This window comes from Gilliamella sp. CG16 (assembly GCF_046635785.1).
Lineage (GTDB): Bacteria > Pseudomonadota > Gammaproteobacteria > Enterobacterales > Orbaceae > Gilliamella > Gilliamella apicola_I.
The window spans coordinates 358,807-384,217 of sequence record NZ_JBIDFL010000001.1; the positions used below are offsets into that span (position 1 = coordinate 358,807).

A 25,411-nucleotide genomic window follows, 5' to 3' on the forward strand; every position below is an offset into this window, starting at 1 on the left:
AAATAAAATGGATGAAACAGAAAATGTTGAAAATATTCATATAGAGAGTTTGGTTGAATTTATTGATCAAATATTGAAGATTGAAAATAAGAATCATCAAAATATATTCTATCGAGGTCACTCAAATGAAAATTATCTTTTAGAACCATCCTTATTTAGAAAAGATAATCAAAATCAGCCTAAATATTGTAGCCAAGAGCACATATTATATCGAGAACTTTATATGTCTGAATATAAAGAGTTTATCAATGATAAATATACATTAGATAAATTAGTTAGAATGCAACATTACTCTATGCCCACCAGATTACTCGATCTAACATCAAATCCATTAATAGCTCTCTATTTCGCTTGTAAATCTAGTATTGAAATAGACGAAAGAGTTGGCGAAGTAATTCTATTTTTTATAGATAACGAATATATTAAATATTATGACTCTGATACAGCAAGTTGTATTGCAAATTTAGCAAGACTATCCCATGATGAAAAAGAAACAATTAATTTTAATAGAGAAAAAGAACGTTTTAATCAGCAACCAAGTATAAAGAAACTGTTACATTTTATTAGAGAAGAAAAACCATTTTTTGAACCCAGAATTGATAAATATGATTTAGAAAACATTATTTGTATTAAAGGAATAAAAAATAATATTAGAATATCTTCTCAATCAGGTGTTTTCCTTTTATTTGGCTTAAATGCTACTTTAAATGAAAGTGGTAACGAAAATATTGAAATTCAAAGAATAAAAATTCATAATCGGAAAAAAATTTTACAAGAATTAGATTTAATCAATATTAATGAAAGTACAGTTTTTCCCGATATCGAGAGCTCTGCGAGATACATATCTCACAAAAATGGGACACCAGTCTAGACAAAGAATAAATAATCTTCTAATATGAATCACTAAAAAATTTTAGTTAACTTATTGATTTTTATATGTAGTTCTTATTGAACTTTTGTATAAATAGCCTTTAAAAATACATAATACAGGATTTGAATAAGTTTATTTTAAAAATAAATATTCTATGAATTTTGCAATAAATTTCTCAATCATATAATGATTATTATATGATTGAGAATTTAAGAAAGTCTTCTTAAGTTAATCCCCTCTAGACAATTTTTTCTACTTGCCAATACAAAACGAACTGAAGATACGACCTAATAAATCATCTGAAGTGAATTCACCAGTGATTTCGCTTAGCGCTTCTTGGGCAAGTCTGAGTTCTTCGGCAAGAAGTTCACCAGCATGGAAAGCCGTAAGTTGGTACTTACCATTGTTGAGGTGTTCTGACGCTTTTTCGAGTGCTTGCAGGTGTCGTCGACGTGCTAAAAAGCCGCCTTCAGTACTACTGGTAAAACCCATGGCTTGTTTTAAGTGATCACGAAGTAACGTTACCCCTTCCCCTGTTCGTGCAGAAAGTTGGATAAGTGAGTAACCATTGACTTGATTGTAACCTAATGCTTCACCAGTTAAATCTGCTTTGTTGCGTATGACTGTAACAGGCATATTTTTGGGTAGCCGTTCTATAAATTCTGGCCATAACTTTTCGGGATTGGTTTCGGTTGTGGTGGTGCTATCGACCATAAATAGTACCCTATCTGCTTGTTCAATTTCTTGCCAAGCTCGTTCAATACCAATGCGTTCAACTTCGTCACTGGCATCACGTAAACCCGCAGTATCAATAATATGTAGGGGCATACCATCGATATGAATATGTTCACGTAATACGTCACGCGTTGTGCCTGCAATATCGGTAACAATCGCCGCATCACGACCCGCCAGCGCATTCAGTAAGCTTGATTTACCGGCATTTGGACGACCAGCTATCACCACTTTCATCCCTTCTCGTAACAGTGAGCCTTGTTTTGCTTCTTGGCGAACTTCGTTTAAGCGAGTAATCACTTCATTAAGTTGTGCTTCTATTTTGCCATCTGATAAAAAGTCGATCTCTTCTTCAGGAAAGTCTATTGCGGCTTCGGTAAAAATGCGTAAATGAATTAATGATTCAACCAATTCATTAATTTTTTTCGAAAACACGCCTTGCAAAGATGAAATCGCTGATTTTGCAGCTTGCTCAGAACTTGCATCAATTAAATCGGCTATGGCTTCGGCTTGGGCTAAATCTAATTTATCATTCAAAAAAGCACGCTCTGAAAATTCACCCGGCTTTGCAATACGGACGTTAGCAATCTCTAATACCCGTTTTAAAAGCAAATCTAAAATGACAGGCCCACCATGCCCTTGTAATTCTAGTACATCTTCGCCCGTAAAAGAGTGAGGATTAGGAAAAAATAGCGCTATTCCTTCGTCTAAGGTTGTGCCGTCAGAAGCTAAAAAAGGAAGATACTCCGCATAGCGAGGTTTTGGTATTTTACCGAGTATCGCTTGCGCAACGGTTTGCGCCTGTGGCCCCGAAATTCGCAAAATGCCCACACCACCTCGACCGGGTGGCGTTGCTTGTGCAACAATGGTATCTGTTTTCATATATGTTTGTAGCTGATTTAAATTTGAATACCTAATAATAGCATGGACGCACGGCAAAAACAGTAGTGACTATGGGTTTTGCCGTTATTCATTGATTATTTAAGTGATAGAATCAGTCGGCTGATTATTCATCTTTCTTTGGATGATCGAATAACCAAGAATTTGCCAATGCTAGGGGTTCTCGGATTAATGCGACATATTTTTCTTCATTTCCCCACCCTAATGGTGCCGATAAACCTGATATTTCGTTAAAGCCTGAACGTTTAGCCAGCATTAGCGAACGCAGCATATGAAAATCATTAGTTACCACAACTGTCTTGCCTAACGGCAATACACGATTGGCATACACAAATTGTTGAGCTGTTCGCGTCGATTTATCTTCTTGGTATACCCGTTTTGGATCAATACCTTTATTAATTAGATATTGTGCCATCACACTTGCTTCGGTCGCCGACTCATTATTACCTTGTCCCCCACACACAACAACTTTCGTTCGTGGATTACGTTGTAAATAATCGTAGGCAACATCTAATCGTTGGGCTAAGGTGTAATGAGGAACAGCAGGATTACCTACAACAAGTGCACCTAATACAACTAAAGTGTCGGCATCTGGCGCTGGCTTTTGTTTAGAATAAAGATAAATAACGATGTTAGTGATAACAAAATAAGTCAAGATTAACGCTAAGCCATACTTAAATAATTTGGCGATCATTTCTTTTAACTCCTATTTTTTATAACAATGTTCAAAATGGTCATTGACTAATCCCATTGATTGCATAAAAGCGTAACAAATTGTTGACCCAACAAAAGAAAAGCCTCGTTTTTTTAATGCCTTTGATAGTTTATCAGATATATCGGTACTGACAGGCACTTCACTAAGGTCTTTGTAGTGGTTAATAATTGGTTTACCGTCGACAAAAGACCAAATAAATGTCGAAAAATCTTCATTATTACTTTTCATTGTTAGATAAGCTTGTGCATTTTTTATAATACTATTTAGTTTTAATCGATTTCGAATCAGTCCTTTGTTTTCGAGTAAACGTTCAACATCTTTTTGGGTTAATGTAATAATTTTTTCAGGGTTAAAATCAAAAAAACAGCGCCGATATTCTTCACGTTTTTTCAATACGGTGATCCAAGATAATCCCGCTTGTTGTCCTTCTAAGCAGATTTTTTCAAATAATTTTAGACTATCATACTGGGCAATTCCCCATTCGTTGTCGTGATAATTTATGTATAAAGGATCGTTTGAAACCCAGTCACAGCGTATTTTTGTTTTAGTCATCATCCCCAAATTCATCCTTAGTTAAAATAGTTTATTGATAGTACAACATAAAATAATTAAATGTTTTAATTATTATAAATCAAATGTTCAGTTTTACCGCATTCATTAAATTTTTTTATGATGAAATTAAATACAATTTTTTATGGCAGAATGTTATTTTTATAACAAGTTTTAGTTATAAAAGAGTCATTTTCTTTATTTTCTATTTTATATTAACCATACAATTAAGGTTTTTTCATGAGTCAATCTGAAATTAACGCAGAATGGCAGCCTGCTGCAAGGCCATTAAACAGTAAAGATTTAAAAACATTAGTTTTGTCTTCTTTGGGGGGAACGTTAGAATTTTATGATTTTGTCATCTATGCCCTGTATATCGATACGATTGTCAAACCTCTTTTTTTACCTCATACGTTATCACCTTTAACATTAGATCTTTTTGCATGGGGAATTTTTGCTGCTGGCTACTTGGTTCGCCCTGTTGGCGGTATCATTATGGCTCATTTTGGCGATAAAGTCGGTCGCAAAAAAATGTTCACACTTAGCGTGGCAATGATGGCTTTACCCACATTTATTATTGGTATTTTACCCACCTACGAAACCATTGGAATTTTTGCACCGTTGTTATTATTAGTGATGCGTATGTTGCAAGGAGCAGCCATTGGCGGTGAAATGCCGGGCGCTTGGGTTTTTATTGCTGAACACGTGCCAAAACAACGTTATGGCTTTGGTGTCGGAACCTTAACTTCGGGTATTACTGGGGGTATTTTACTTGGTTTTATTGTGACCATTATTATTGATCTTTGTTTTAGCCACCAAAATATTTTAGATTATGCTTGGCGGATCCCTTTTATTGTTGGTGGTATTTTTGGTGTCATTTCGGTTTATTTGCGTCGGTTTTTATCCGAAACCCCTATTTTCAAAGAATTAGCTGCCCGTAAGGCAATTGAAAAAAATATTCCTGTCATCTCTGTTTTAAAAAATCATAAAACGGCGTGTTTGATTGTAGCACTTTTAACTTGGTCATTATCCACTGCGATTATGGTAGGTATCTTAATAACGCCTGGTCGTATTGTTGGTGGGATGTATCATTTTGCTAATCTGGATTGGCGAATTGGTGGTTGTATTGCAGCATTAACCTTAACTATCGGTTGTGTTATTTCTGGTTGGTTAGAAGACAAACTGGGGACAACAAAAACAGTGATCATAACATGGGGTGGTTTGGCCGTGATGAGTATCTATTTTTATAGTACTTTGTCACCAACAATTTCACTTACTGAATTATATTTAACTTGGGCAATATTTGGTTTATTTATTGGCGCTGTCGCCATGACACCAATCATTGGTACAAGAACTTTTCCACCTGCGATTCGTTATTCGGGTTTATCGTTTTCTTATAATTTAGCCTACGCTTTATTTAGTGCCATTACACCGACTTTAACAATTTATCTTTTAAGCCCCGACCATTTACTGGGTCAATATAGTTATCTTGGTGCAGGTATTTATATCTCGTTTGTCGCGTTAATTGCAGTTGCGGTGGGTTTTTATCCGTTAGCAAAAAAAGGTTGGTCAAATAAACCCAATAATAAATAATTCTATCAATAAAAAAGCAGGATGTTTCCTGCTTTTTTATTCTATTTTAAATCCAGACAAATCGACATTTACCGCATGGTGACAAATTCTTCTGCAGCGGTTGGATGAATGGCTATGGTGTTATCAAAATCTTTTTTGGTTGCGCCCATTTTGAGTGCTACCGCAAAACCTTGTAATATTTCATCCATACCATAACCGATACCATGAATACCGATAATTTTTTCTTCATCACCAACACAGACTAATTTCATTCGACAAGGTTGGCGATGCTGTGTTACAGCTGTATACATCGCGGTAAAAGTTGATTTATAGACTTTAACGTTTTCTTGTCCATATTGCAAAATCGCTTCAGGTTCTGTTAATCCAACAGTACCAATTGCAGGATGCGTAAAGACAACAGTTGGAATATTGTTATAATCTAGATGTTCATCAGGTTTATTATTAAATAACCGTTCAGATAAACGACGTCCTGCAGCCACAGCAACAGGGGTTAGGGCTGTTGCGCCTGTATCATCGCCAACCGAGTAAACACCGGCAACATTAGTATTTTGGTACTTGTCTACAACAATAAATCCATTATCGTTAACCTTAATACCTGCCGCTGCTAAATTCATATTTTGTGTTGCAGGTTCACGACCAATTGCCCAAATTAGACAATCAACAGTATAACTTTCTCCATTTTCAAGGTTTAATGTTAACGAGTTATCACTATTTTTAGTCACTGATTTTGGTATCGCAAACGTGTGGAGTTGTTGACCTTCGCTGGCTATGACTTCCATTAAGGTTTCAATGATGAGTGGATCAAAACTGCGTAATGGTGTCGCTTGGCGTATAAATTGATGAGTTTGAGAACCTAATGAATGTAATACGCTGGCTATTTCACAAGCAATATACCCTGCTCCCACGACAGCTACACGTTTAGGTAAAGCTTTGAGCGCAAAAAAACCATCCGATGTAATACCATGTTCCGCACCAGGAATATTTGGTATACTCGGTTTTCCACCAACCGCTATTAATATGTGATCGGCGGTATATTGTTCGCCATTAACGTCAATAGTGTGAGAATCAACAAATTTAGCATAACCATAAATGACATCAACTTTATTATTAGTTAGTACACGGTCATAAGATTGATGTATTCGGTCGATGTAGGCGTTTCGGCTAGCCAGTAGTTTATCCCAACTAAATTGATTGATAGTCGTATCGAATCCATAATCAGGGCCATAATGATTGATTGCTTCAGCAATTTGAGCGCCATACCACATGATTTTTTTGGGCACACAACCCACGTTGACGCAAGTTCCACCTAAAGATTTTGCTTCGATGATTGCGCATTTTTTGCCATATGAGGCCGCTCGGTTTACCGATGCAATGCCACCACTACCACCACCGATTGCAATATAATCATAATGTTTTGTCATTAAATTTCCTTCGTGCTGATTACTAAAATTAGCTATTAGCTTTGCATAAAGTGAAAAATAAAAAAAGTATTTATTTTAAAATTTAACAATAGTTATTAACGATTAATAATTACAATTAGTAGATTTTTATTTAATAAATCATTTTTCTAATTGGTTAATTTTGACTAATAACTTAGGTGATTTTAACTCATTTTTTTAACAGCGTTGTTTCCAGTTATTGTGATAGGATTTTTAGTAATACATAAAAACATCAAAAATTAGGGACTATGTTAAAGCGTTCGTTTTTTGTCGGTATTGGTCGATGCTGCCCTTAGGATCGGTTTGTAGAAGGGACAAGTGTTCCCATTGTTGCCGTAATTTTATGCCAGTCTCAATATTTGTATTTTTGTGCTTTCTTTGCTTGCATCAAAGCCCGTATTTATTGTGTTTGTTATTCATTATTTTCGTCTTCATCATGTTTACGGGGTTGATAAAAACGGGCGAAAAAAGTCCCAATTTCGAAAAGTAAACAAATTGGTATCGCTAATAATATTTGTGAAAATACATCAGGTGGGGTTACAAACATAGCAACGGCAAACACAGCCACAATGATGTAAGGTCTTTTTTTCCGTAAACTTTTTGGTGTGGTCACGCCAGTCCAACAGAGTAGTATAATGGCGACAGGGACTTCAAAAGCAAATCCGAATACCACAAATAACGTCATAACAAAATCAAGATATTTGGTGATATCGGTATTGATTGCAACATCAATCGGTGCTGTGTGGATAAAAAAGTAAAATGCAAGTGGGAATACCACAAAATAAGCAAAAGCAATACCTATATAAAATAACACTGTGCTTGATATAATCAGTGGCACGACTAAACGTTTTTCATTTTGATATAACGCGGGTGCAACAAATCCCCACACTTGATAAAGTACATAGGGAATAGAAATAAATATCGCCACCACTGCCGTTAATTTAATGGGTGTAAAAAAAGGGGCTGCGATATCAGTTGCAATCATGCTACTACCTGTAGGTAATTGACTAATTAACGGATTAGCAACGATGTGATAAATATCATTAGAAAAGTAAAGTAGACAAATTAAAACCAATAAAATGCAGATAATACAACGTAAAAGTCGTGTTCTGAGTTCAACAAGGTGTCCAATTAAAGGTTGAGATGCGTCGTCTGTCATGGTTTGTCTTTATTTGGGTTTTCAATATCGGTTTGGGTTGCTGAATCAATCTCTTTTTGTAACGATTCTGTCACACGTTTTAAATCATCAATTGATTCTTGAATTTCAGGTGTTAAGTTGGTTAAACCACTTTGTTCTGCTTTTTTTAAACTATCTTGTAACTCTTGCAGTTTTAGCTCTTTGTTGAGTTCAAGTTGAACCGTTGCCGACATTCGTCGTAATACTTTAATCCAACCTGCAACGGTTTTAATTGCAATAGGCAAACGCTCTGGCCCTAATACAACCAGTCCAATAATTAAAACTAATAATAATTGACCAAAGCTGATATCGAACACAACCTACTCTTTTTTTGTCGTTTGTTCATCGTTAGAGGAGTCTACAGTTTCAACTTTATTAGGTTGTTCAGTTGATGTTTTTTTATCATCATCCTCATTCATTGCTTTTTTAAAGCCTTTAATTGATGCACCAAGATCCGAACCTAATGAGCGTAATTTTTTGGTTCCAAACAGTAATACAATAACTGCAATTAATATGAGTAATTGAGGCCAACTTGGCATCATGATAATTATCTCCGACGTCATTTGTGATTTGATTATACACTTAAATTATCAGATTCCCAAATAACTCATCTAATGAATAATTAGCATAGAGATAAATAATATAATGAGTATTCCTATTGCACTGTATAAAATTCGTTCTCGTTTTTTTCGACACGTTAGTTCGTGATTAATCTGTCTAATTTGATGATTCATCTGTTTTGTCATGCGTGCGTAATCATTAAGTTTTGCAGGCAGTTCGGGCAAGAGCGTTCGCCATTGTGGTAATGAAGCCCATGCTTGCTGAATAATTGTTTTAGCACTATATTTGTCTTCATACCATTTTTCTAAGAATGGTTTAGCGGTTTGCCATAAATCGAGTTCTGGATATAGTTGACGCCCCAAACCTTCAATATAAAATAGCGTTTTTTGCAACAAGATTAATTGTGGTTGAATTTCCATTTCAAATCGTCTGGCAACATCAAATAGTTTTAGTAAAATTTGTGAGAATGAGATTTCAGCCAACGGTTTTGCAAATGCAGGTTCACATACGTTGCGCATAGCCATTTCAAAAGCAATCGGATCGGTAGATTCAGGAACCCAACCCGATGCAATATAGGTTTCGGCTATTTTGCGATAATCTTGATTAAAAAAGGCAAGGAAATTTTCAGCAAGATAGTACTGATCATCTTCTGTTAAAATTCCAATAATAGCGCAATCAATTCCAATGTAACGGGGGTTTTGTGGCTCGGTAATGTCAACAAAAATATTGCCCGGATGCATATCAGCATGGAAAAAATTATCTTTGAAAACCTGCGTGAAAAAAGCTTGAACACCTCGTTCAGCTAGCAGCTTCATATCAATGTTGTGTTGTTTAAGTGTTTGGCTATCACCAATTGGCACACCTTTAATGCGTTCCTCAACTAAGATGTTTTCTCGACAGAGTTCTTGATAAATGTAAGGTATATATAATATGTTGCTATTAATAAAATTGTCACGTAAGCGTATGGTATTATAAGCTTCTTGTTTTAAGTCTAACTCTTTCATTAAGGTAAGTTCATAATCACGTACGATTTCAATTGCTCGTAACTTTGCACCGAACTTAATACGTTTAGTAAATTGTTTGGCAAGCCAATACATTAAGCCAATATCCGCTTTTATGACTGCTATAATGTTAGGACGCAATACTTTAATGACAATTTCAGCTTGGCTGCGTTTTAATATGGCTGTATGAACTTGTGCAATCGATGCCGATGCCAATGGTTGTTCATCAAAATCTGAAAAATAATGATCAATTGGCTGACCTAGTGCTTTTTCGATTAATTGTTTTGCCACCTTCCCGTCAAAAGGATCAACTTGGTCTTGTAATTTAGCTAAACTGTCTGCAATATCTTTAGAAAGCACATCTCGACGAGTTGATATCATTTGACCGAATTTTATCCATACTGGCCCAAGCTCTTGCAATGCTTGACGTAATCGCTCGCCAATTTCTTCATGTTTTGCTTTCGGCCTTATCCAAAATAAACATGATATTAAAATTGGTAACCACTTTGAAAATCGATTAGTTGGCAATAATTCATTTAATTGATATGCACGAAAAACGGTTAATATTTTATAGAGTCTGAAAAATGTCATTAGATTTCATCGCTTAAAATTTAAAACCAGTATGTAACGCCACAATACCACCTGTCATGTTGTGATATTTGACATCTACAAATCCTGCATCTTCCATCATTTTTTTCAATGTTTTTTGATCAGGATGCATCCGAATTGATTCGGCTAAATAACGGTAACTGTCAGCATCATTCGCAATAACTTTGCCCATTAACGGTAACATGGTAAATGAATAAAGATCATAAGCTTTATTTAAAATTGGGTATTGCGGTTTGGAAAATTCAAGAATTAATAAACGACCACCAGGTTTTAATACTCGCCACATGGATTGTAACGCTTTATTTTTGTCAGTCACATTACGTAGACCAAAAGAAATGGTAATACAGTCAAAAAAATTGTCCGCAAAAGGTAACTCTTCAGCGTTAGCTTGCACATATTCAATATTTTTGAATAATCCTTTGTCTCGAAGCTTTTCGCGTCCAACTTTTAACATGGATTCATTGATATCAGCGAGCACCACTAATCCCTCATCGCCGACTAATTGTGAGAATTTTGCAGTTAAATCTCCAGTGCCACCAGCAAGATCTAATACTTTTTGACCTTTACGCACACTGCTATATTCAATGGTAATTTTTTTCCAAATACGATGAATACCAAATGACATTAAATCATTCATTACATCATATTTGTCGGCAACGGAATGAAAGACATCCGCAACACGTTTTACTTTATCTTGTTTTAAAACTTGCGTAAAACCAAAATCTATTTTTTCTTGATTATCGTTATTTTGTTTGTCAGAAGATTGAGACATAAAATTTACCCATCACAAAGATTTAGGCTATTTTAGCATAAGCCAGAATAAAAGTGATGAACTAAATCAACAACCTTTCGACCATATTGGATACGGTTTCAAAATATTCTAATGATGCAAGATTTGGGCCAAAATCTTTTTCATGGATGACCAAATCAAAATGATAATTTTCTTTTAATGCGTTTAAAACTTGATGTTCTTTATCAAACACTTGCTGATAATAATGTGCTAACGTATCAAAATCGATTGAAGCAAACAGTAATTTATTAGCCTGTACTTCAGCACTCGATATCCGTTCAACATGTAACATTGCAATTTTAAGGTAATCAGCCTCACTCAAATAACGCTTATTATGTGAGTTTGTTAATTCCCGCTCGATATAATTAATATAGCCATTTGATACGTATTGCGTGTTATAAATATTAGCGAGCTGTATTGGAAGTTCTTTAAATATTCCTTGTCCTATAATCGCCACTTTTCTGACAAAAAAAGGCTTGGCAGCTTGTGCAATAAAAGACCAATTTTGGTAGGGGTTTTCGCGTATTTGAGTAGCACTAATATTTATAAAGTTGCGATCAGCATCAATAATAATTGCTGGGCAACCGAAATAAAGCTCATGATTTTTTATATCTTGAGGTTCACTGGTAAATATAACCGTTGGTTTGATTTTATATTCATTCAAAATAAGTTTGACACGATCACTCCAGTCTTTCCAGCCATTTGGATAAGACTGGATTCCAGCTTCATCTAAAACATGAATATGAATATTATGACGGTCTTTGAAGGTTTCTTTCAGCCATGTGAATCGATCACTGACTTTAGGTTGTTTTGATAAATGGCTTTTGTCAAACAGTTGTTGATCACGTGATGGTTCACAGCCAAGAAAAATATGTAATTCATTGACCTGACTCATCGCTTTTTCAATTAAATATATATGTCCACTATGTAGAGGATAAAACTTACCAAAAATTAAACCAACTTTATGTTTAGACTCCATACCACTTACCAATGCATTTAAAACTTGTTAACAATCTACAGAAAAAATATTCATTTTCTAACCAATTGATGCTATTTAACATATACTCTATTTTATCAAATCCCATTAACCTTTATAGGTATTAATGTTTTGAGCAAAAATAAAGTAATCATATTTTTTAATTATAATGTTGATAATAAGATACCTGTAGCAACAGAAATATTTAGTGCCGCCATATTATCATTACCGTGTAAATGTACAACTACATCTGCACATTCTACCAGTTTTCGATTAATTTGTTGAAAAATAACGATAGCGACTTTTTTATTGAATTTAATTTGGTGTAATTCACTCGATTTAATTGACTTAACCGGGCATGGTAATAAGGCAACAATCTGATAATCATGTTGTTTTAATCGTTCAAGCGAAGCAACAAAGTCATCACTCTTTATCGACTCAATCGCTTCGATTCCCCCTTCGGCAATACGCATTGCTGCGCCACTATTGAGTAAATTAGTCTGACGCAATATGACACCGTTTACACCATAAAATGCGGCACTTCGAATAATTCCACCTAAGTTATGGGGATTATTCACATCATCAATTGCTAAAACACAATCTTGGTTTTTGCCACTATTTTTTTCGAGGTAATCGACTAATGTAAGTGGTATACGTTTTTTAACAATTAAACAGATCCCACCATGATGCTCCGTTTGGGTTATTTTCGCAATTTGTTCAACCGATACGACATCGTAGCCTAAACGTTGATTGACTAACCAGCTAATTAAATCTTTAAACTGATAGGTCATATCTTGAGTAATAAATAATTTGACGATTGCTGAGCGTCGATGTTTGAAAACAGCTTTACAACTGTTTTCACTATAAACGAGGATTTCTTCTTTACGTTGTCGATATTCATCATAACCATAAGTAGGCGTTTGCTCATTATCACGAACTTTTTTCTGCCATGGGGAATCATGCTCGACAAATTGACCATACTTAAAATTTGATTCTAAATTACGATTCAGTTTTTCTGTCCCGGGTTTATTGGTTTTAGGTTTAAATACTTCAATACGGTCATTTACTGATTGTCTAATTTTGGTTTTAGACTGAAATGAATCTTTTTTAAAATTGTCTTTACGACCCGTCATTTTCTGCTGAGTTGAGCGAGAACGTTTCTGAGGTTCACTGTTCTTCGCATAAAAAATGGTTGGTTTATTTTTTTCAGAATTGTTGTTCATTTCAATCTCACTTTTGGTCAGTTATCGTGTACGAATGGTTGGAGCTATTTTATCTAATACACCGTTAACAAATTTGTGGCTATCAGCAGCACCAAACGTTTTTGTTAGATCGATTGCTTCATTAATCACGACTTTGTACGGTACATCTTGGCGTTTGGTTAATTCATATAGCGCAATTCGCAATATTGCTAATTCAATTAGACCTAGCTCTTCAACTGTACGTTCAGTGAGGTATGGCGCCATTTTATCATCTAACTCTGCTGTATTTTTACCCACCCCATTTAAGAGTTCTCGAAAATACTTGGAGTCAACGCCTTTCATATCTTGTTCTGCAATAAAACTGGTCTCAACATCGGCAAGATCATTTCGGGAAACTTGCCAAGAGTATATTGCTTGTACCGCACACTCTCTTGCTCGACGACGAGGATTGACTGATGCCACTAACTTACTCCTTAATTGCTTTAATAACGTTTAGCATTTCAAGCGCAGTTAATGCTGCTTCAGCACCTTTGTTACCCGCTTTTGTGCCTGCACGTTCAATAGCTTGTTCTATAGATTCAGTTGTTAAAATACCAAATCCAACTGGGATCGAATAATCTAGGCTTGCACTTAATAAACCAGAACTTGATTCGCCAGCAACAAAATCAAAATGCGCCGTACTACCTCGGATCACGGTTCCTAATGCAACTATTGCATCATATTTTTTGGATTGTGCTGCAACTTTTGCCGCTAGTGGGATCTCATAAGCACCAGGTACCCAAATGACTGTAATGTTTTTATCATCGACTTGCCCAATACGTTTTAATGCATCGGTAGCGCCATTAACAAGACTATCATTTATAAAATGATTAAAACGTGCCACAATAATGGCAACTTTTGCTTTTAGTGCGATAACTTTAGCTTCAATAGTTTGCATACTAATTCCTTATCAATTGATTTTTAAATGCAATTTCACTATCTTTATTCGTGAAAAAATAACTGCCAAATTGTATCACAAACTGCAGACTTCTCCTATTAGCAAATAGCGCTACGAGCAAGATCTTTACATCAAATATCTAAAAATAAGACTGTACTATTTTTAAAAATAATTTAATTAAGCTCTTATTGTAGATAATCAATTTAGAATAATTGATGTTTTAAGACTGATCACTCATTTTAGTTTTTATTTTCAAGACGATGTTTTAATTGACCAGTCATGAAAAATAAAAAAATGAATGAGAATTAAATTTATTTTTTAGTACTTGCAAGCTATTTTGAAAGAATTACAATGGTGGCTAAATTTTTTATGAGGGTAAGATTAATGTATATTGATAATATTCGAAATGAGTTAAATGAAGCAGCTGATGTGTTAAATAAATTTATTTCAGATGATAAAAATTTAGAACATATTCAGCAAGCCGCTATATTATTGGCTGATTCGTTCAAACATGGTGGTAAAGTGCTATCATGTGGGAATGGCGGTTCTCACTGTGATGCTATGCATTTTGCAGAAGAGTTAACAGGACGTTATCGCAACAATCGCCCTGCTTATCCTGCAATAGCGATATCTGATGTTAGTCATATTTCGTGTGTAGGTAATGATTTTGGGTTTGATTCGATTTTTTCTCGGTATATCGAGGGTGTAGGTCAAAAAGGTGATATACTACTAGGTATTTCTACCTCAGGTAACTCTGCTAATGTGCTAAAAGCAATTGAAGCAGCAAAACAAAAAGGGATGAAAGTGATTACGTTAACCGGTAAAGATGGCGGTAAAATGCATGGTCTTGCTGATGTGGATATTCGAGTTCCCCATTTTGGTTATGCTGATCGTGTTCAAGAAATTCATATTAAAGTGATTCACATTTTAATCATGCTAATCGAAAAAGAGATGAGCAAGTAAATGTGCGAATTATTGGGCATGAGTGCGAATGTGCCAACAGATATCTGTTTTAGTTTCACCAGTTTAGTCAAACGTGGTGGTGATAAGGGTCCGCATAAAGATGGGTGGGGTATTACTTTTTATGAAGGTAAGGGGTGCCGTACATTTAAAGATCCTGAACCTTGCAGTTATTCGCCTATTGCCAAACTTGTTCAACAGTATCCAATAAAGTCAAAAGCAGTCATAGCCCACATTCGCCAAGCAAATCGAGGAGGCGTAGCACTTGAAAATACGCATCCTTTTACGCGTGAGTTATGGGGAAAAAATTGGACTTTTGCCCATAACGGGCAGCTAACAGGTTATGAAGATCTTGATATGGGGATATTTGAACCTGTAGGTCTGACTGATAGTGAATATGCATTTTGTTATCTCATTAATCAACTTCACAAGAAATATCCGCAAAAACCCAGTAATGATCTGGAAGTATTCAGCTATATTAAGCAATGCGCTGACAAACTAAGCCAACTTGGGGTATTTAATATGTTACTCTCTGACGGTCAATATGTTTTTGCTTATTGTTCAACTGACTTACATTGGATAACACGTAAAGCACCTTTTGGAAAAGCAAAACTTCTTGACGAAGATGTTGAAATTGATTTTCAAAAACACACTACGCCTAATGATATCGTCACAATCATTTCAACGTTGCCATTAACTTCTAATGAAACATGGTACAAGCTGAATACTGGAGAAGCGATTTTATTTAATAAAGGGGAACTTAATCCGTTTTCTTCATTTTAACTCGCAATATTGAAACTTCATTTTAAATTAATACTGTAGAAAGCCGACAACTGTCAATTCGATTAGTATTAAAATTATTAAAGTTGCATATCAAAATCCGATTTTTATATCGAGCAACTTATATAAATAAACGGCGATAGGTATAAGCCAACAAACTTCGCCATAGCCAATTCGAATTAATTCAATCCCACGCAATAGTTTTACTTTTAAATTACTCTGATTTGTTGTTCAACATTCTCTTACAGGCTTGGCAATAAAAATACCTCATTTAAACAATGCAATTAAAAGTGGTACTACCGATAATGTTTTTGTAATACCAAAAATCAGAATCCCAAAAGACATTAACAATAAAGCCGACATATTAGACCCTGTTTCTGTGGCAATATTTGCCCTTTCTGTTATGTAGTATTTGGGATTATATTGGCAATTATTTTAATCTTTCAGCTAAATAACCTTGATAGTCAGGAATTTCAATTTCTATTTCTTGCGTAAAAATGGAGGATTGAATCAGTGCATTAGCGGTTGCTTGATTAGTCGCAACCGGAATATTCCAGACCGTTGATAAACGGAGTAAAGCTTTGACATCAGGATCGTGTGGTACCGCATTGAGCGGATCCCAAAAAAAGATAAGAATATCAATTTTTCCTTCGGCAATTAATGCGCCTATTTGTTGATCGCCACCCATAGGGCCGCTAAGCATAGGTGTAATATTTAGACCTGTTTCTTGTTTAATTAATGTTCCCGTAGTTCCTGTACCACATAAATGATGATGAGAAAGCTCTTCTCGATTTTTTTTACACCAATTTAATAATGACTCTTTTAAGTGATCATGTGCGACTAAAGCAATATTTTTTTTGGCAGCTAACTGACGAGTGGTATAACGCATAATGTTGTCCTAATCTATTATTATTGCTGATGTTTTTAACAGAGTATCAATTAAAATTCAAGTTTTATTTGATTAAATTAGGGACAATAAAAAAGGCACCGAAGTGCCTTTCAAAAATATCAAATTGCAATTAATTAGAATTGATAGATTAAACCAAGTGCAACAGTATCTTTTGTTGTCGCTTTAATTTCTGATTTGCTAAATGTGCTGCTATCATATAATGCACGACGTGCACCGATATCATCTTTATCTAACAAGTTGATTTTATAATCTACAATAGCTTGTAAGTTTTTGTTGAATGCATAAGTTAAACCAACATCAACATATTTAACAAGGTCATTACCTTTAAGCCCTGCATCGCTAGAATAGCTAGAAGCATCTTTAACTTTGTGTTGGATATAAGCAACAGATGGAGTTAAACGACCAATATCGAAGTCGATTCCGTATTGAGCAACAATTTCAATACCTTTGGTTTTTAAGTCATCTGCATTGTGATTAGATGATGCATTATCCCAACCATATTTTTGTTTACCTTGAATATATAGCGCAGCTAAATAAACATTGTCATTGTCGTATTTGATACCTGCTGACCATGCTTTAGCATTTTTGTGACCACTAGTTTGAGTGTAACCAGCACCAACAGATAAACCAGTATCAAGCACATCCCAATCGATAACAGAACCCCATGCTTCCGCACTATCATGACCGTTGTTACGATTCACTGCATTGAAATGGCTAGTTGAGCTGTTATCACCGTTATCAGCATATTGAACAGCAAAGCGTAAACCATCAACTAAACCAAATAGATCAGTATTACGATAAGTTGCTACAGCTTTAGTACGTGCAGATAATGCATAAAGATCATTATTTGAAGCATCACCACCAAATTCTGGTAAAACGTCTGTATAAGAAGTTAAAGTTTTTAGCACACCGTCATTACGACCATAATCGAATGAACCAAAATCACCAAAATTCAAACCAGCAAATGCATAACGAGTTTCGTTGTCAGCATTTTTACCAGTTTTAGCTTCGTATTCCCAACGTCCGTAACCAGATAACCAGTCAGTAACTTGAGTTTGACCTGACATACCTAAACGTGCAGTCGTTTTATCACCTTCGCCTGTTTGGTTGTTTCTGTCAGTAATATAGTTTAATGCATAAACTCGACCATAAAAATCGACTTTATTGCCGTCTTTATTCCACACTTCAATAGAAGCGTTTGCAGTACCTGCAATTAAAAGAGCAGGAATAGCGATTGCTAATAGATTACGTTTCATTTTGTTACCCTCATAGGTATTTATATTTTTAAAGATGCAAATTACTTTGCTCTCGGTTAATAAATAACTGCAAAATTAAGCAATTATATTATTACTGTGATATCTTGTATTAGATATAAGATTTCTGCTTACATTGCAGATAAACAATGCAAATAAGTAAATTTCTACGAAATTTAGTTTATTTTAGTACCTACAATAAATTTTTTTAAGCATAAAATGTTTTTTTGGGCGGGAATAAATTCAAAAGGCGATAAAAAAGACACCTAAGTGTCTTTTTTATAATTTAAGAAGAATTAGAATTGGTAGATTAAACCAACACCTAACACATCTTTTGTACCTGGAGTATTCGCTTTCTTATGACCACGATTATTAGTCGTATTCATCGCTGCACCAATGTCTTTATGGTCAAGTAGATTAAATTTATATTCTACGATAGCGCTGAAATTTTTGTTAAGATCATAAGTTGCACCTAAAGATACGTATTTAGCCATAGGTGAGCTATGAGATCCTGAACGGTAATGCGCTTTATTATCACCATCATATCCACTTGTTAGTTTATGTTGAACATAAGCTAAAGATGGAGTTAAACGACCAACATCTAATTCAATGCCATATTGAGCAACTAATTCGATACCTTTAACTTTTTCATCTGCAATATGACCTTTATGATCGATATAACGATTTTTTAACTTGCTTTGGAAATAGTTAGCAGCTAAATATAAATTATAGTTATCGTATTTAATACCAGTAGCCCAAGTATTGTGACGTTGATCACTTGAAGTTGATTGAGCATAACCAATACCTGCAGTTAAGCCTGTGTCAAAAATGTTCCATTGAACGTTTGTACCCCAAGCTTCTCTTGATTCACCACGAATATTATCTTTAGTAAGTGAGTTATCACCATTATCAGCATATTGTACTGCAAAGCTGATATCATCATTTAAACCAAAGAAGTTATTGTTACGGTAAGTTGCTACAGCTTTAGTACGAGCAGAAAGCACGTTCCAATTGTTGTTTGCAGCGTCACCACCAAATTCTGGTAATACGTCAGTATATGCAGTAATTGCTTTTAATACGCCATCATTACGACCATAATCAAATGAACCGAAGTCACCAAAATTTAATCCAGCAAATGCATAACGAACTTCACTATGACCAGGTTTTTGATCATCTTTTCCAGATTTAGCTTCATATTCCCAACGACCATAACCAGATAACCAATCTGTGATTTGGGTTTGACCTGACATACCTAAACGAGCAGAAGTATCATCGCCTTCACCTGCTTGACCACGATCAGTGATGTGGTTAGCTGCTTTTACACGACCGTAAAAGTCTACTTTATTACCATCTTTGTTCCAAACTTCAATAGATGCATTTGCGCTAGCTGCAACTAAAAGTGCAGGAATAGCGATTGCTAATAGATTACGTTTCATTTCTTACCCTCATGGTTATTTATTAAAAGACACTAACTAAAAAGTTTAGTGCCTATTTATGTACAATGATTATTCATCCAAAAATAATATTACTATTATTTTCTTCCACTTTTTACAGTAGTGTAAATTATGTATAAAAATTTTTTAAAAGCAAGTGAACTTTTCGTTAATTTTGATGTCTAACCCCAAAAACTAAACCGTTTGATTATAATTTATACATATTTGCTAATTATCACTAATTTGCGTTTTATCATAAACATCCAAAAATGTTTGTTTATTTATACCAGTTAAAAATTTGCATTTCGTGGCGTTCTTGGGAATGGAATAACATCCCTTACGTTTTGTACGCCAGTGACATAAACAATTAAGCGCTCAAATCCAAGACCGAATCCAGAATGAGGAACAGTACCATATCGACGTAAATCACGGTACCACCAATAATCTTCTTTTTTAAGCCCCATTTCGTCCATGCGCTTATCTAACATATCTAAACGCTCTTCACGTTGCGATCCGCCAATGATTTCGCCAATGCCTGGCGCTAACACATCCATTGCAGCAACCGTTTTACCATCGTCGTTCATACGCATATAAAATGCTTTAATATCTTTTGGATAATTTTTAACAACGACAGGCGCTTTAAAATGCTGTTCAGCTAAATAACGTTCATGCTCTGACGCTAAATCGATTCCCCAACTCACTGGATTTTCAAATTTGGCATCACAGTTTTGTAAAATAGTAATGGCGTCGGTGTAATCAACTTGAGCAAAATCGGCATTAATAAAGTTTTCTAAACGATTGATTGCTTCTTTATCAATATGCTGAGCAAAAAATTGCATATCATCAGCACGTTTTTCAAGCACGGTTTTAAAGACATACTTCAACATATCTTCTGCAAGTTTTGCATTATCATTTAAATCAGCAAACGCAACTTCAGGTTCCATCATCCAAAATTCAGCTAAATGGCGTGTTGTATTGGAATTTTCAGCTCTAAAAGTTGGCCCAAAAGTATAAACTTTAGACAATGCACAAGCGTACGTTTCTGCATTTAATTGCCCTGACACCGTTAAAAAAGCTTCTTTTCCGAAAAAATCTTTATCAAAATCGACTTTCCCCTTGTCTGTTTTAGGTAGATTTAACATATCAAGAGTGGAGACTCGGAACATTTCACCTGCACCTTCAGTATCTGATGCGGTAATAATTGGCGTAGAAAGCCAAAAAAAGCCTCGTTCATCAAAAAATTGGTGAATAGCTTGCGCTAATGTATGACGTACACGAGTAATCGCGCCAACAATGTTGGTTCTTGCTCTTAAATGAGCAACTTCTCGTAAATATTCAATTGAATGACGTTTAGCAGCCATTGGGTAAGTTTCAGGATCATCAACAAATCCATAAACCTCAACTTGTGTTGCTTGTAGCTCGTATTTTTGTCCTTGTCCCGGAGATTCAACAACTTTACCCGTTACTTTAACCGAACAACCTGCCGTTAACCGTAAAATATCTTGTTCATAATTTGGTAGATCTTTTTCTATAACAGCTTGAATGGGATCAAAGCATGAACCATCATAAACAGCTAGAAATGAAATACCGGCTTTCGAATCACGGCGCGTTCTTACCCAGCCTTGAACAGAAATAGTGCTACCAACAGCAATTTTGCCTTGTAACACATCAACAATAGGAGCAACTGAATTCATTTTAATTATCCATCTCTATATTAATTAAGTTAAATAGTATTAAAAATAATACAAGTATATTCTAAATGCCACTTAGTTACCTAACTTTAGTCTCAGTTGGCATTAAATTAAATTTTTAAATAAAACATTTATAATTTGATTCACGTTTTTTATAAAAATAAGTTTAATGATTAACGTTAAACGTTCTTTTTAATTCATTAATAAAAGCTAAATCTTGCGATATTGTTTTACCTGGACTGTCTGACAATTTTGCAACAGACTGATTATTGCATTGCGTCAATTTCAATACGATATTTAAGGCTTTGGTATTTGCTTCAGTAGACGGAATATCACACGCTAAAAAGCCCCCGATACCAAAAGACAATTTTACTCGATGGTGAAAATGTTGATAAATCTTTATCGCTTTGTCAAAAGTTAAACTATCGGAAAATACTAACATTTTTGTTTTAGGATCAATCCCTAATTGTTGGTAATGGGCAATCGCCTTTTCACCCCATTCAATCGAATCACCGGAATCATGGCGTAATCCTTGATAGTGATTAGCAAAGTAAGTATCAAAATCACGCAAAAATGCGTCCATGGTAATACAGTCTGTTAGGGCTACCCCCAAATCTTGAGGATATTCATCTAACCAAACCTTAAGCGCTGTTTTTTGGCAATCTTGCAAAGTTGGGGTTAATCGCTGATGAGCTTGAAACCATTCATGTGCTTGAGTACCAACAGGGGTAAGCCCTAGTCGATAAGCCAGTAAATAATTACTGGTACTATGAAAATTATCAAAATGGTTTTTTAGGTAATCGACAACAGCAGATTGAACAGCAAATGAGTAACGCCTTCGGGTTCCAAAATCCATTAAATTAAAGCCCGACATATCCATATTTGCAGTTTGCTCGTTAAATCTTGTTAATTTATTTTTGAGTTGGGCTATAGCTTCCGACACGCCAATATTAGGAGAACGATCTCTATGTGCTATTTCGCTAATAACTGCCAGTAATGGGACTTCCCATAAAATTACATCCAGCCACTTTCCTTCAATTCTTATATCAAGTCTTCCTTCTCGATTAGTTATCGTCAATAATTGACTATTAAAACGCCAATTCTTGAGCCAGTTTAAATAATCAGATTTAAAAAAGGAGATGCCAGATAGATAATGAAATTCATCATCGGAAAGCGTTAATGATTCCATTAATTTGACTTGATGTTTTATTTCATCAGCATATTGACCTAATAAATCATCACTTCTACAACGAAACTCCGCAACGACAGTGGTATCTGGGTAATGATGAAAAACGGCTTGCTGCATATGCAACTTATAAGCATCAGTATCTAAGATTGATGTAATTATAGCTGGTAACATGTCTTTTTGTTGTTAATACTCTAAAAAAATTCTAGAGATTATAGCAGAATAATATTGAAGATATAGATTAAATATATAATAACCTATCTTCATTAGGCTATAATATTAATAACAAACCAGATTAAATAGTATAACTTAACTATACTCAAAAGAATTAATTAAACATCACCAATAACGATAAGTGCAGTTGTGAAAATCATGCAATATTTATCGAATTTTAATTATTTATAAAAATAAAAGGCACAATAACTATGACAACGAATAATACCAAAACACAACCAACTGCAAAGTATCGACTGGACTATAAAGCACCCGATTTTACCATTACAGATATCGATCTTGATTTTAACTTATCCGCACAAATCACAACAGTCACGGCTCGAAGCCATATTATACAAAAAAATGCTAAAGCCTCAGACTTAGTTTTAGATGGAGAAGACTTAACATTAATCGCTATCAATATCGATGAACAGCCTTGGCAGGATTATCACATTACCAACTCAGGCATTATTATTCATAATGTTCCATCAGATGAATTTACACTAACCATCGTCAATGAAATAAAACCGATTGATAACACTGCGCTAGAAGGATTGTATGTTTCTGGAGAAGCACTTTGTACACAATGTGAAGCTGAAGGATTTCGTCATATCACATACTATTTAGATAGACCCGATGTTTTAGCGCGTTTTTCAACTCGTATTACCGCCAATAAACAACAATACCCATATCTGCTTTCTAATGGTAACCGCATTGCACAAGGAGAACTTTCAGACGGTCGTCATTGGGTACAATGGCAAGATCCATTTCCTAAACCCGCCTACTTGTTTGCATTGGTTGCTGGAGATTTTGATATTCTTAAAGATCAGTTTATAACTCGTTCAAACCGTAAAGTTGATCTGGAGATTTATGTTGATAAAGGCAATTTAGATCGTTCACATTGGGCAATGACCAGTTTAAAAAATGCTATGCGCTGGGATGAAACACGTTTTGGATTAGAATATGACTTAGATATTTTTATGATTGTTGCCGTTGACTTTTTTAATATGGGCGCAATGGAAAACAAAGGTCTGAATATTTTCAACTCAAAATATGTTCTTGCCAAACCAGAAACGGCTACTGATGATGATTATTTAGGTATCGAAAGTGTTATTGGTCACGAATACTTTCATAATTGGACAGGCAATCGTGTTACTTGTCGTGATTGGTTTCAACTTAGCTTAAAAGAAGGTTTGACGGTTTTTCGTGATCAAGAATTCAGCGCGGATATGGGCTCTAGGGCCGTTAAGCGAATTGATGATGTTAAAATCTTACGTAGTGTCCAATTTGCTGAAGATGCAAGTCCGATGTCTCATCCTATTCGTCCTGATCAAGTCATAGAAATGAATAATTTCTATACGGTAACTGTGTACGAAAAAGGGGCTGAAGTGATACGAATGATGCATACCTTGCTAGGCGAAGATAAGTTTCAAGCTGGCATGAAACGCTATTTTGAACGTCATGACGGAAGTGCAGCAACTTGCGATGACTTTGTCGCTGCGATGCAAGATGCTTCAGGCATTGATTTAACACAATTCAAATTATGGTACAGCCAATCAGGTACACCAGAATTAACCATTACAGATAGCTATGATGAAAAAAGCAAACACTATTATTTAACTATCGAACAAAACACGCCTGCAACCTTAGATCAAGCTGAAAAGAAAGCTTTGCATATACCTGTTGATATTGAATTATATCAACATAACGGCGAAATCATTAAACTTGAGCATAACCAACTGCCAATTCATCACGTTTTAAATTTAACACAAGCAAAACAACAATTTGTTTTCGATAACGTGAATGAAAAACCGATTATTTCATTATTACGTGATTTTTCTGCACCGGTAAAAATGACCTATGATTATCAAGATAGTGATTTGATTTTTTTGATGCAACATGCAACCAATGCGTTTAGTCGTTATGATGCTGCGCAAATGCTATTAATTAAATATATTCGGGAAAATGTTAAAAATTATCAAGATAATCGACAACTAAGCCTTCCTGACACCATTATCGATGCATTTAGAGCAATATTATTATCCGAATCAACAGATCCCTCTCTCATTGCCCAAATCATCACTTTACCTTCGGAAAATGAACTAGCCAATTTATTTAGTGTCGTTGACCCAATAGCCATCTATCAAGTCCGCCTGTTTTTATTAACGTGTTTTGGTAATGCACTTTATGATGAATTAACCGCAGTTTACCGTCACAATAAAATCGAAAATTATCGGATTAAACATGAAGATATTGCTAAACGCTCATTAAAAAATGCCTGTTTGATGCTTTTAGCCCATGCCGATGAGAAATCACAAGCAAATCATCTGGTTCATCAACAATATTATCAAGCAGACAATATGACAGATACCATCGCTGCATTAACAGTTGCTGTTAAAGCTCAGCTTGATTGTCATCAAGAACTTTTAGCCGATTTTGATAATAAATGGCATCAAGACGGATTAGTGATGGATAAGTGGTTAGCTTTGAATGCATCGAGTCCAGAAAAAAATGCACTTTCAACGGTGAAAAAACTTTTAACTCATCGATCCTTTTCGCTCAGTAATCCCAATCGGATTCGCGCTTTAATCGGTGCTTTTGTTAATAATAATCCTGTAGCTTTCCATGCAACTGATGGGAGTGGATATCAATTTTTAGTCGAAATATTAATGGAATTAAATCAAAAAAATCCGCAGGTTGCGGCAAGATTGATCGATCCATTAATCAGATTAAAACGTTATGACCAACAACGTCAACAACAAATGCGTCAAGCACTTGAAACCTTATTAAAACTGGATCATTTATCAAAAGATTTATATGAAAAAATTAGCAAAGCTTTAGCTGCATAATACTCAACACATCATCCTTTTCCTCGAACGGGATGATGTTAAAATTATTTGAAACTTGATATGTTTTTGCTTTATATTCAGACA

Annotated in this window: 22 protein-coding genes and 1 pseudogene; 5 read left to right on the plus strand and 18 right to left on the minus strand. The window is 35.0% G+C overall.

Annotated features, from left to right (window positions below; translation table 11 throughout):
* Positions 1-7 precede the first annotated feature (7 nt).
* Positions 8-871: an FRG domain-containing protein gene (locus tag ACGH47_RS01610; RefSeq protein ID WP_411622485.1), complete on the plus strand. Its 864-nt coding sequence runs from the start codon at positions 8-10 to the stop codon at positions 869-871.
* 252 nt (positions 872-1,123) lie between these two features.
* On the opposite strand, the gene mnmE is transcribed toward ACGH47_RS01610, so the two are convergent.
* From mnmE to ACGH47_RS01625, 3 genes are all read right to left on the minus strand, one after another.
* Positions 1,124-2,485, minus strand: a complete 1,362-nt coding sequence (gene mnmE / locus ACGH47_RS01615; protein WP_267352301.1) for a tRNA uridine-5-carboxymethylaminomethyl(34) synthesis GTPase MnmE — start codon at positions 2,483-2,485, stop codon at positions 1,124-1,126.
* A gap of 124 nt (positions 2,486-2,609) precedes the next feature.
* Positions 2,610-3,197, minus strand: a complete 588-nt coding sequence (locus tag ACGH47_RS01620; RefSeq protein WP_267380845.1) for a YdcF family protein — start codon at positions 3,195-3,197, stop codon at positions 2,610-2,612.
* 12 nt (positions 3,198-3,209) lie between these two features.
* Positions 3,210-3,773, minus strand: a complete 564-nt coding sequence (locus tag ACGH47_RS01625; RefSeq protein WP_411589896.1) for a DNA-3-methyladenine glycosylase I — start codon at positions 3,771-3,773, stop codon at positions 3,210-3,212.
* Positions 3,774-4,007: 234 nt separating this feature from the next.
* On the opposite strand from ACGH47_RS01625, the gene ACGH47_RS01630 reads away from it, so the two are divergent.
* On the plus strand, positions 4,008-5,360 hold the full coding sequence (locus ACGH47_RS01630; RefSeq protein WP_267352304.1) for an MFS transporter: 1,353 nt from the start codon (positions 4,008-4,010) through the stop codon (positions 5,358-5,360).
* A gap of 68 nt (positions 5,361-5,428) precedes the next feature.
* Here ACGH47_RS01630 and gorA read toward each other — a convergent pair whose 3' ends face one another.
* The 10 genes and pseudogenes from gorA to ribE all read right to left on the minus strand — a co-directional run bounded on the left by gorA (position 5,429) and on the right by ribE (position 14,052).
* Complete coding sequence (gene gorA / locus ACGH47_RS01635) at positions 5,429-6,781, minus strand: glutathione-disulfide reductase (RefSeq protein ID WP_411622486.1); 1,353 nt, start codon at positions 6,779-6,781, stop codon at positions 5,429-5,431.
* A 430-nt stretch (positions 6,782-7,211) separates the two neighbouring features.
* Positions 7,212-7,958, minus strand: a complete 747-nt coding sequence (gene tatC / locus ACGH47_RS01640; protein ID WP_267352306.1) for a twin-arginine translocase subunit TatC — start codon at positions 7,956-7,958, stop codon at positions 7,212-7,214.
* A pseudogene (gene tatB / locus ACGH47_RS01645) lies at positions 7,958-8,293 on the minus strand (Sec-independent protein translocase protein TatB); the annotation flags it as partial. The gene tatC and the pseudogene tatB, both read right to left, overlap by 1 nt.
* Positions 8,294-8,296: 3 nt before the next feature.
* Positions 8,297-8,518, minus strand: a complete 222-nt coding sequence (gene tatA / locus ACGH47_RS01650) for a twin-arginine translocase TatA/TatE family subunit (protein ID WP_267352308.1) — start codon at positions 8,516-8,518, stop codon at positions 8,297-8,299.
* Between the two features lie 69 nt (positions 8,519-8,587).
* On the minus strand, positions 8,588-10,129 hold the full coding sequence (gene ubiB, locus ACGH47_RS01655) for a ubiquinone biosynthesis regulatory protein kinase UbiB (RefSeq protein WP_411622487.1): 1,542 nt from the start codon (positions 10,127-10,129) through the stop codon (positions 8,588-8,590).
* Between the two features lie 13 nt (positions 10,130-10,142).
* Positions 10,143-10,919, minus strand: coding sequence for a bifunctional demethylmenaquinone methyltransferase/2-methoxy-6-polyprenyl-1,4-benzoquinol methylase UbiE (gene ubiE / locus ACGH47_RS01660; RefSeq protein WP_411622489.1), 777 nt, complete (start codon positions 10,917-10,919; stop codon positions 10,143-10,145).
* Positions 10,920-10,980: 61 nt separating this feature from the next.
* The gene (nadR, locus tag ACGH47_RS01665) at positions 10,981-11,916 is read right to left on the minus strand and encodes a multifunctional transcriptional regulator/nicotinamide-nucleotide adenylyltransferase/ribosylnicotinamide kinase NadR (RefSeq protein ID WP_411622490.1); all 936 of its coding nucleotides are present in this window, start codon (positions 11,914-11,916) and stop codon (positions 10,981-10,983) included.
* A gap of 161 nt (positions 11,917-12,077) precedes the next feature.
* Positions 12,078-13,136 (minus strand): TrmH family RNA methyltransferase, encoded by a 1,059-nt coding sequence (locus tag ACGH47_RS01670; protein ID WP_411622492.1) that lies wholly within the window; start codon positions 13,134-13,136, stop codon positions 12,078-12,080.
* 21 nt (positions 13,137-13,157) lie between these two features.
* The gene (gene nusB, locus ACGH47_RS01675) at positions 13,158-13,577 is read right to left on the minus strand and encodes a transcription antitermination factor NusB (protein WP_065558858.1); all 420 of its coding nucleotides are present in this window, start codon (positions 13,575-13,577) and stop codon (positions 13,158-13,160) included.
* A gap of 4 nt (positions 13,578-13,581) precedes the next feature.
* Positions 13,582-14,052: a 6,7-dimethyl-8-ribityllumazine synthase gene (ribE, locus tag ACGH47_RS01680; RefSeq protein ID WP_411622494.1), complete on the minus strand. Its 471-nt coding sequence runs from the start codon at positions 14,050-14,052 to the stop codon at positions 13,582-13,584.
* Positions 14,053-14,436: 384 nt separating this feature from the next.
* On the opposite strand from ribE, the gene lpcA reads away from it, so the two are divergent.
* Entirely contained in the window at positions 14,437-15,015 is a 579-nt protein-coding gene (lpcA, locus tag ACGH47_RS01685) for a D-sedoheptulose 7-phosphate isomerase (protein ID WP_411622495.1), read from the plus strand.
* Positions 15,016-15,795, plus strand: a complete 780-nt coding sequence (locus ACGH47_RS01690) for a class II glutamine amidotransferase (protein ID WP_411622496.1) — start codon at positions 15,016-15,018, stop codon at positions 15,793-15,795.
* Positions 15,796-16,222: 427 nt separating this feature from the next.
* Here the strand turns inward: ACGH47_RS01690 and ACGH47_RS01695 are convergent, their stop codons facing one another.
* The 5 genes from ACGH47_RS01695 to pncB form a co-directional block, all read right to left on the minus strand.
* Positions 16,223-16,681: a methylglyoxal synthase gene (locus ACGH47_RS01695; protein WP_267352314.1), complete on the minus strand. Its 459-nt coding sequence runs from the start codon at positions 16,679-16,681 to the stop codon at positions 16,223-16,225.
* A gap of 134 nt (positions 16,682-16,815) precedes the next feature.
* Complete coding sequence (locus tag ACGH47_RS01700; protein WP_267352315.1) at positions 16,816-17,958, minus strand: porin; 1,143 nt, start codon at positions 17,956-17,958, stop codon at positions 16,816-16,818.
* 293 nt (positions 17,959-18,251) lie between these two features.
* Complete coding sequence (locus tag ACGH47_RS01705; RefSeq protein WP_065558864.1) at positions 18,252-19,391, minus strand: porin; 1,140 nt, start codon at positions 19,389-19,391, stop codon at positions 18,252-18,254.
* A 287-nt stretch (positions 19,392-19,678) separates the two neighbouring features.
* Positions 19,679-21,082, minus strand: coding sequence for an asparagine--tRNA ligase (asnS, locus tag ACGH47_RS01710; protein WP_065558865.1), 1,404 nt, complete (start codon positions 21,080-21,082; stop codon positions 19,679-19,681).
* A gap of 163 nt (positions 21,083-21,245) precedes the next feature.
* Positions 21,246-22,439 carry a nicotinate phosphoribosyltransferase gene (gene pncB / locus ACGH47_RS01715; protein ID WP_411622497.1) on the minus strand — a complete coding sequence of 398 codons (1,194 nt, stop codon included), beginning with the start codon at positions 22,437-22,439 and terminating at the stop codon, positions 21,246-21,248.
* 251 nt (positions 22,440-22,690) lie between these two features.
* Between pncB and pepN the strand changes: the two genes are divergently transcribed.
* The gene (gene pepN, locus ACGH47_RS01720; protein WP_411622499.1) at positions 22,691-25,327 is read left to right on the plus strand and encodes an aminopeptidase N; all 2,637 of its coding nucleotides are present in this window, start codon (positions 22,691-22,693) and stop codon (positions 25,325-25,327) included.
* The last annotated feature ends 84 nt before the right edge of the window (positions 25,328-25,411 follow it).

Excerpts from the sequence above, each read along its gene's own strand:
- ACGH47_RS01610 (WP_411622485.1), top strand. The coding sequence starts at position 8 with ATGGATGAAACAGAAAATGTTGAAAATATTCATATAGAGAGTTTGGTT.
- mnmE (WP_267352301.1), bottom strand. The coding sequence starts at position 2,485 with ATGAAAACAGATACCATTGTTGCACAAGCAACGCCACCCGGTCGAGGT.
- ACGH47_RS01620 (WP_267380845.1), bottom strand. The coding sequence starts at position 3,197 with ATGATCGCCAAATTATTTAAGTATGGCTTAGCGTTAATCTTGACTTAT.
- ACGH47_RS01625 (WP_411589896.1), bottom strand. The coding sequence starts at position 3,773 with ATGATGACTAAAACAAAAATACGCTGTGACTGGGTTTCAAACGATCCT.
- ACGH47_RS01630 (WP_267352304.1), top strand. The coding sequence starts at position 4,008 with ATGAGTCAATCTGAAATTAACGCAGAATGGCAGCCTGCTGCAAGGCCA.
- gorA (WP_411622486.1), bottom strand. The coding sequence starts at position 6,781 with ATGACAAAACATTATGATTATATTGCAATCGGTGGTGGTAGTGGTGGC.
- tatC (WP_267352306.1), bottom strand. The coding sequence starts at position 7,958 with ATGACAGACGACGCATCTCAACCTTTAATTGGACACCTTGTTGAACTC.
- tatA (WP_267352308.1), bottom strand. The coding sequence starts at position 8,518 with ATGATGCCAAGTTGGCCTCAATTACTCATATTAATTGCAGTTATTGTA.
- ubiB (WP_411622487.1), bottom strand. The coding sequence starts at position 10,129 with ATGACATTTTTCAGACTCTATAAAATATTAACCGTTTTTCGTGCATAT.
- ubiE (WP_411622489.1), bottom strand. The coding sequence starts at position 10,919 with ATGTCTCAATCTTCTGACAAACAAAATAACGATAATCAAGAAAAAATA.
- nadR (WP_411622490.1), bottom strand. The coding sequence starts at position 11,916 with ATGGAGTCTAAACATAAAGTTGGTTTAATTTTTGGTAAGTTTTATCCT.
- ACGH47_RS01670 (WP_411622492.1), bottom strand. The coding sequence starts at position 13,136 with ATGAACAACAATTCTGAAAAAAATAAACCAACCATTTTTTATGCGAAG.
- ribE (WP_411622494.1), bottom strand. The coding sequence starts at position 14,052 with ATGCAAACTATTGAAGCTAAAGTTATCGCACTAAAAGCAAAAGTTGCC.
- lpcA (WP_411622495.1), top strand. The coding sequence starts at position 14,437 with ATGTATATTGATAATATTCGAAATGAGTTAAATGAAGCAGCTGATGTG.
- ACGH47_RS01690 (WP_411622496.1), top strand. The coding sequence starts at position 15,016 with ATGTGCGAATTATTGGGCATGAGTGCGAATGTGCCAACAGATATCTGT.
- ACGH47_RS01695 (WP_267352314.1), bottom strand. The coding sequence starts at position 16,681 with ATGCGTTATACCACTCGTCAGTTAGCTGCCAAAAAAAATATTGCTTTA.
- ACGH47_RS01700 (WP_267352315.1), bottom strand. The coding sequence starts at position 17,958 with ATGAAACGTAATCTATTAGCAATCGCTATTCCTGCTCTTTTAATTGCA.
- ACGH47_RS01705 (WP_065558864.1), bottom strand. The coding sequence starts at position 19,391 with ATGAAACGTAATCTATTAGCAATCGCTATTCCTGCACTTTTAGTTGCA.
- asnS (WP_065558865.1), bottom strand. The coding sequence starts at position 21,082 with ATGAATTCAGTTGCTCCTATTGTTGATGTGTTACAAGGCAAAATTGCT.
- pncB (WP_411622497.1), bottom strand. The coding sequence starts at position 22,439 with ATGTTACCAGCTATAATTACATCAATCTTAGATACTGATGCTTATAAG.
- pepN (WP_411622499.1), top strand. The coding sequence starts at position 22,691 with ATGACAACGAATAATACCAAAACACAACCAACTGCAAAGTATCGACTG.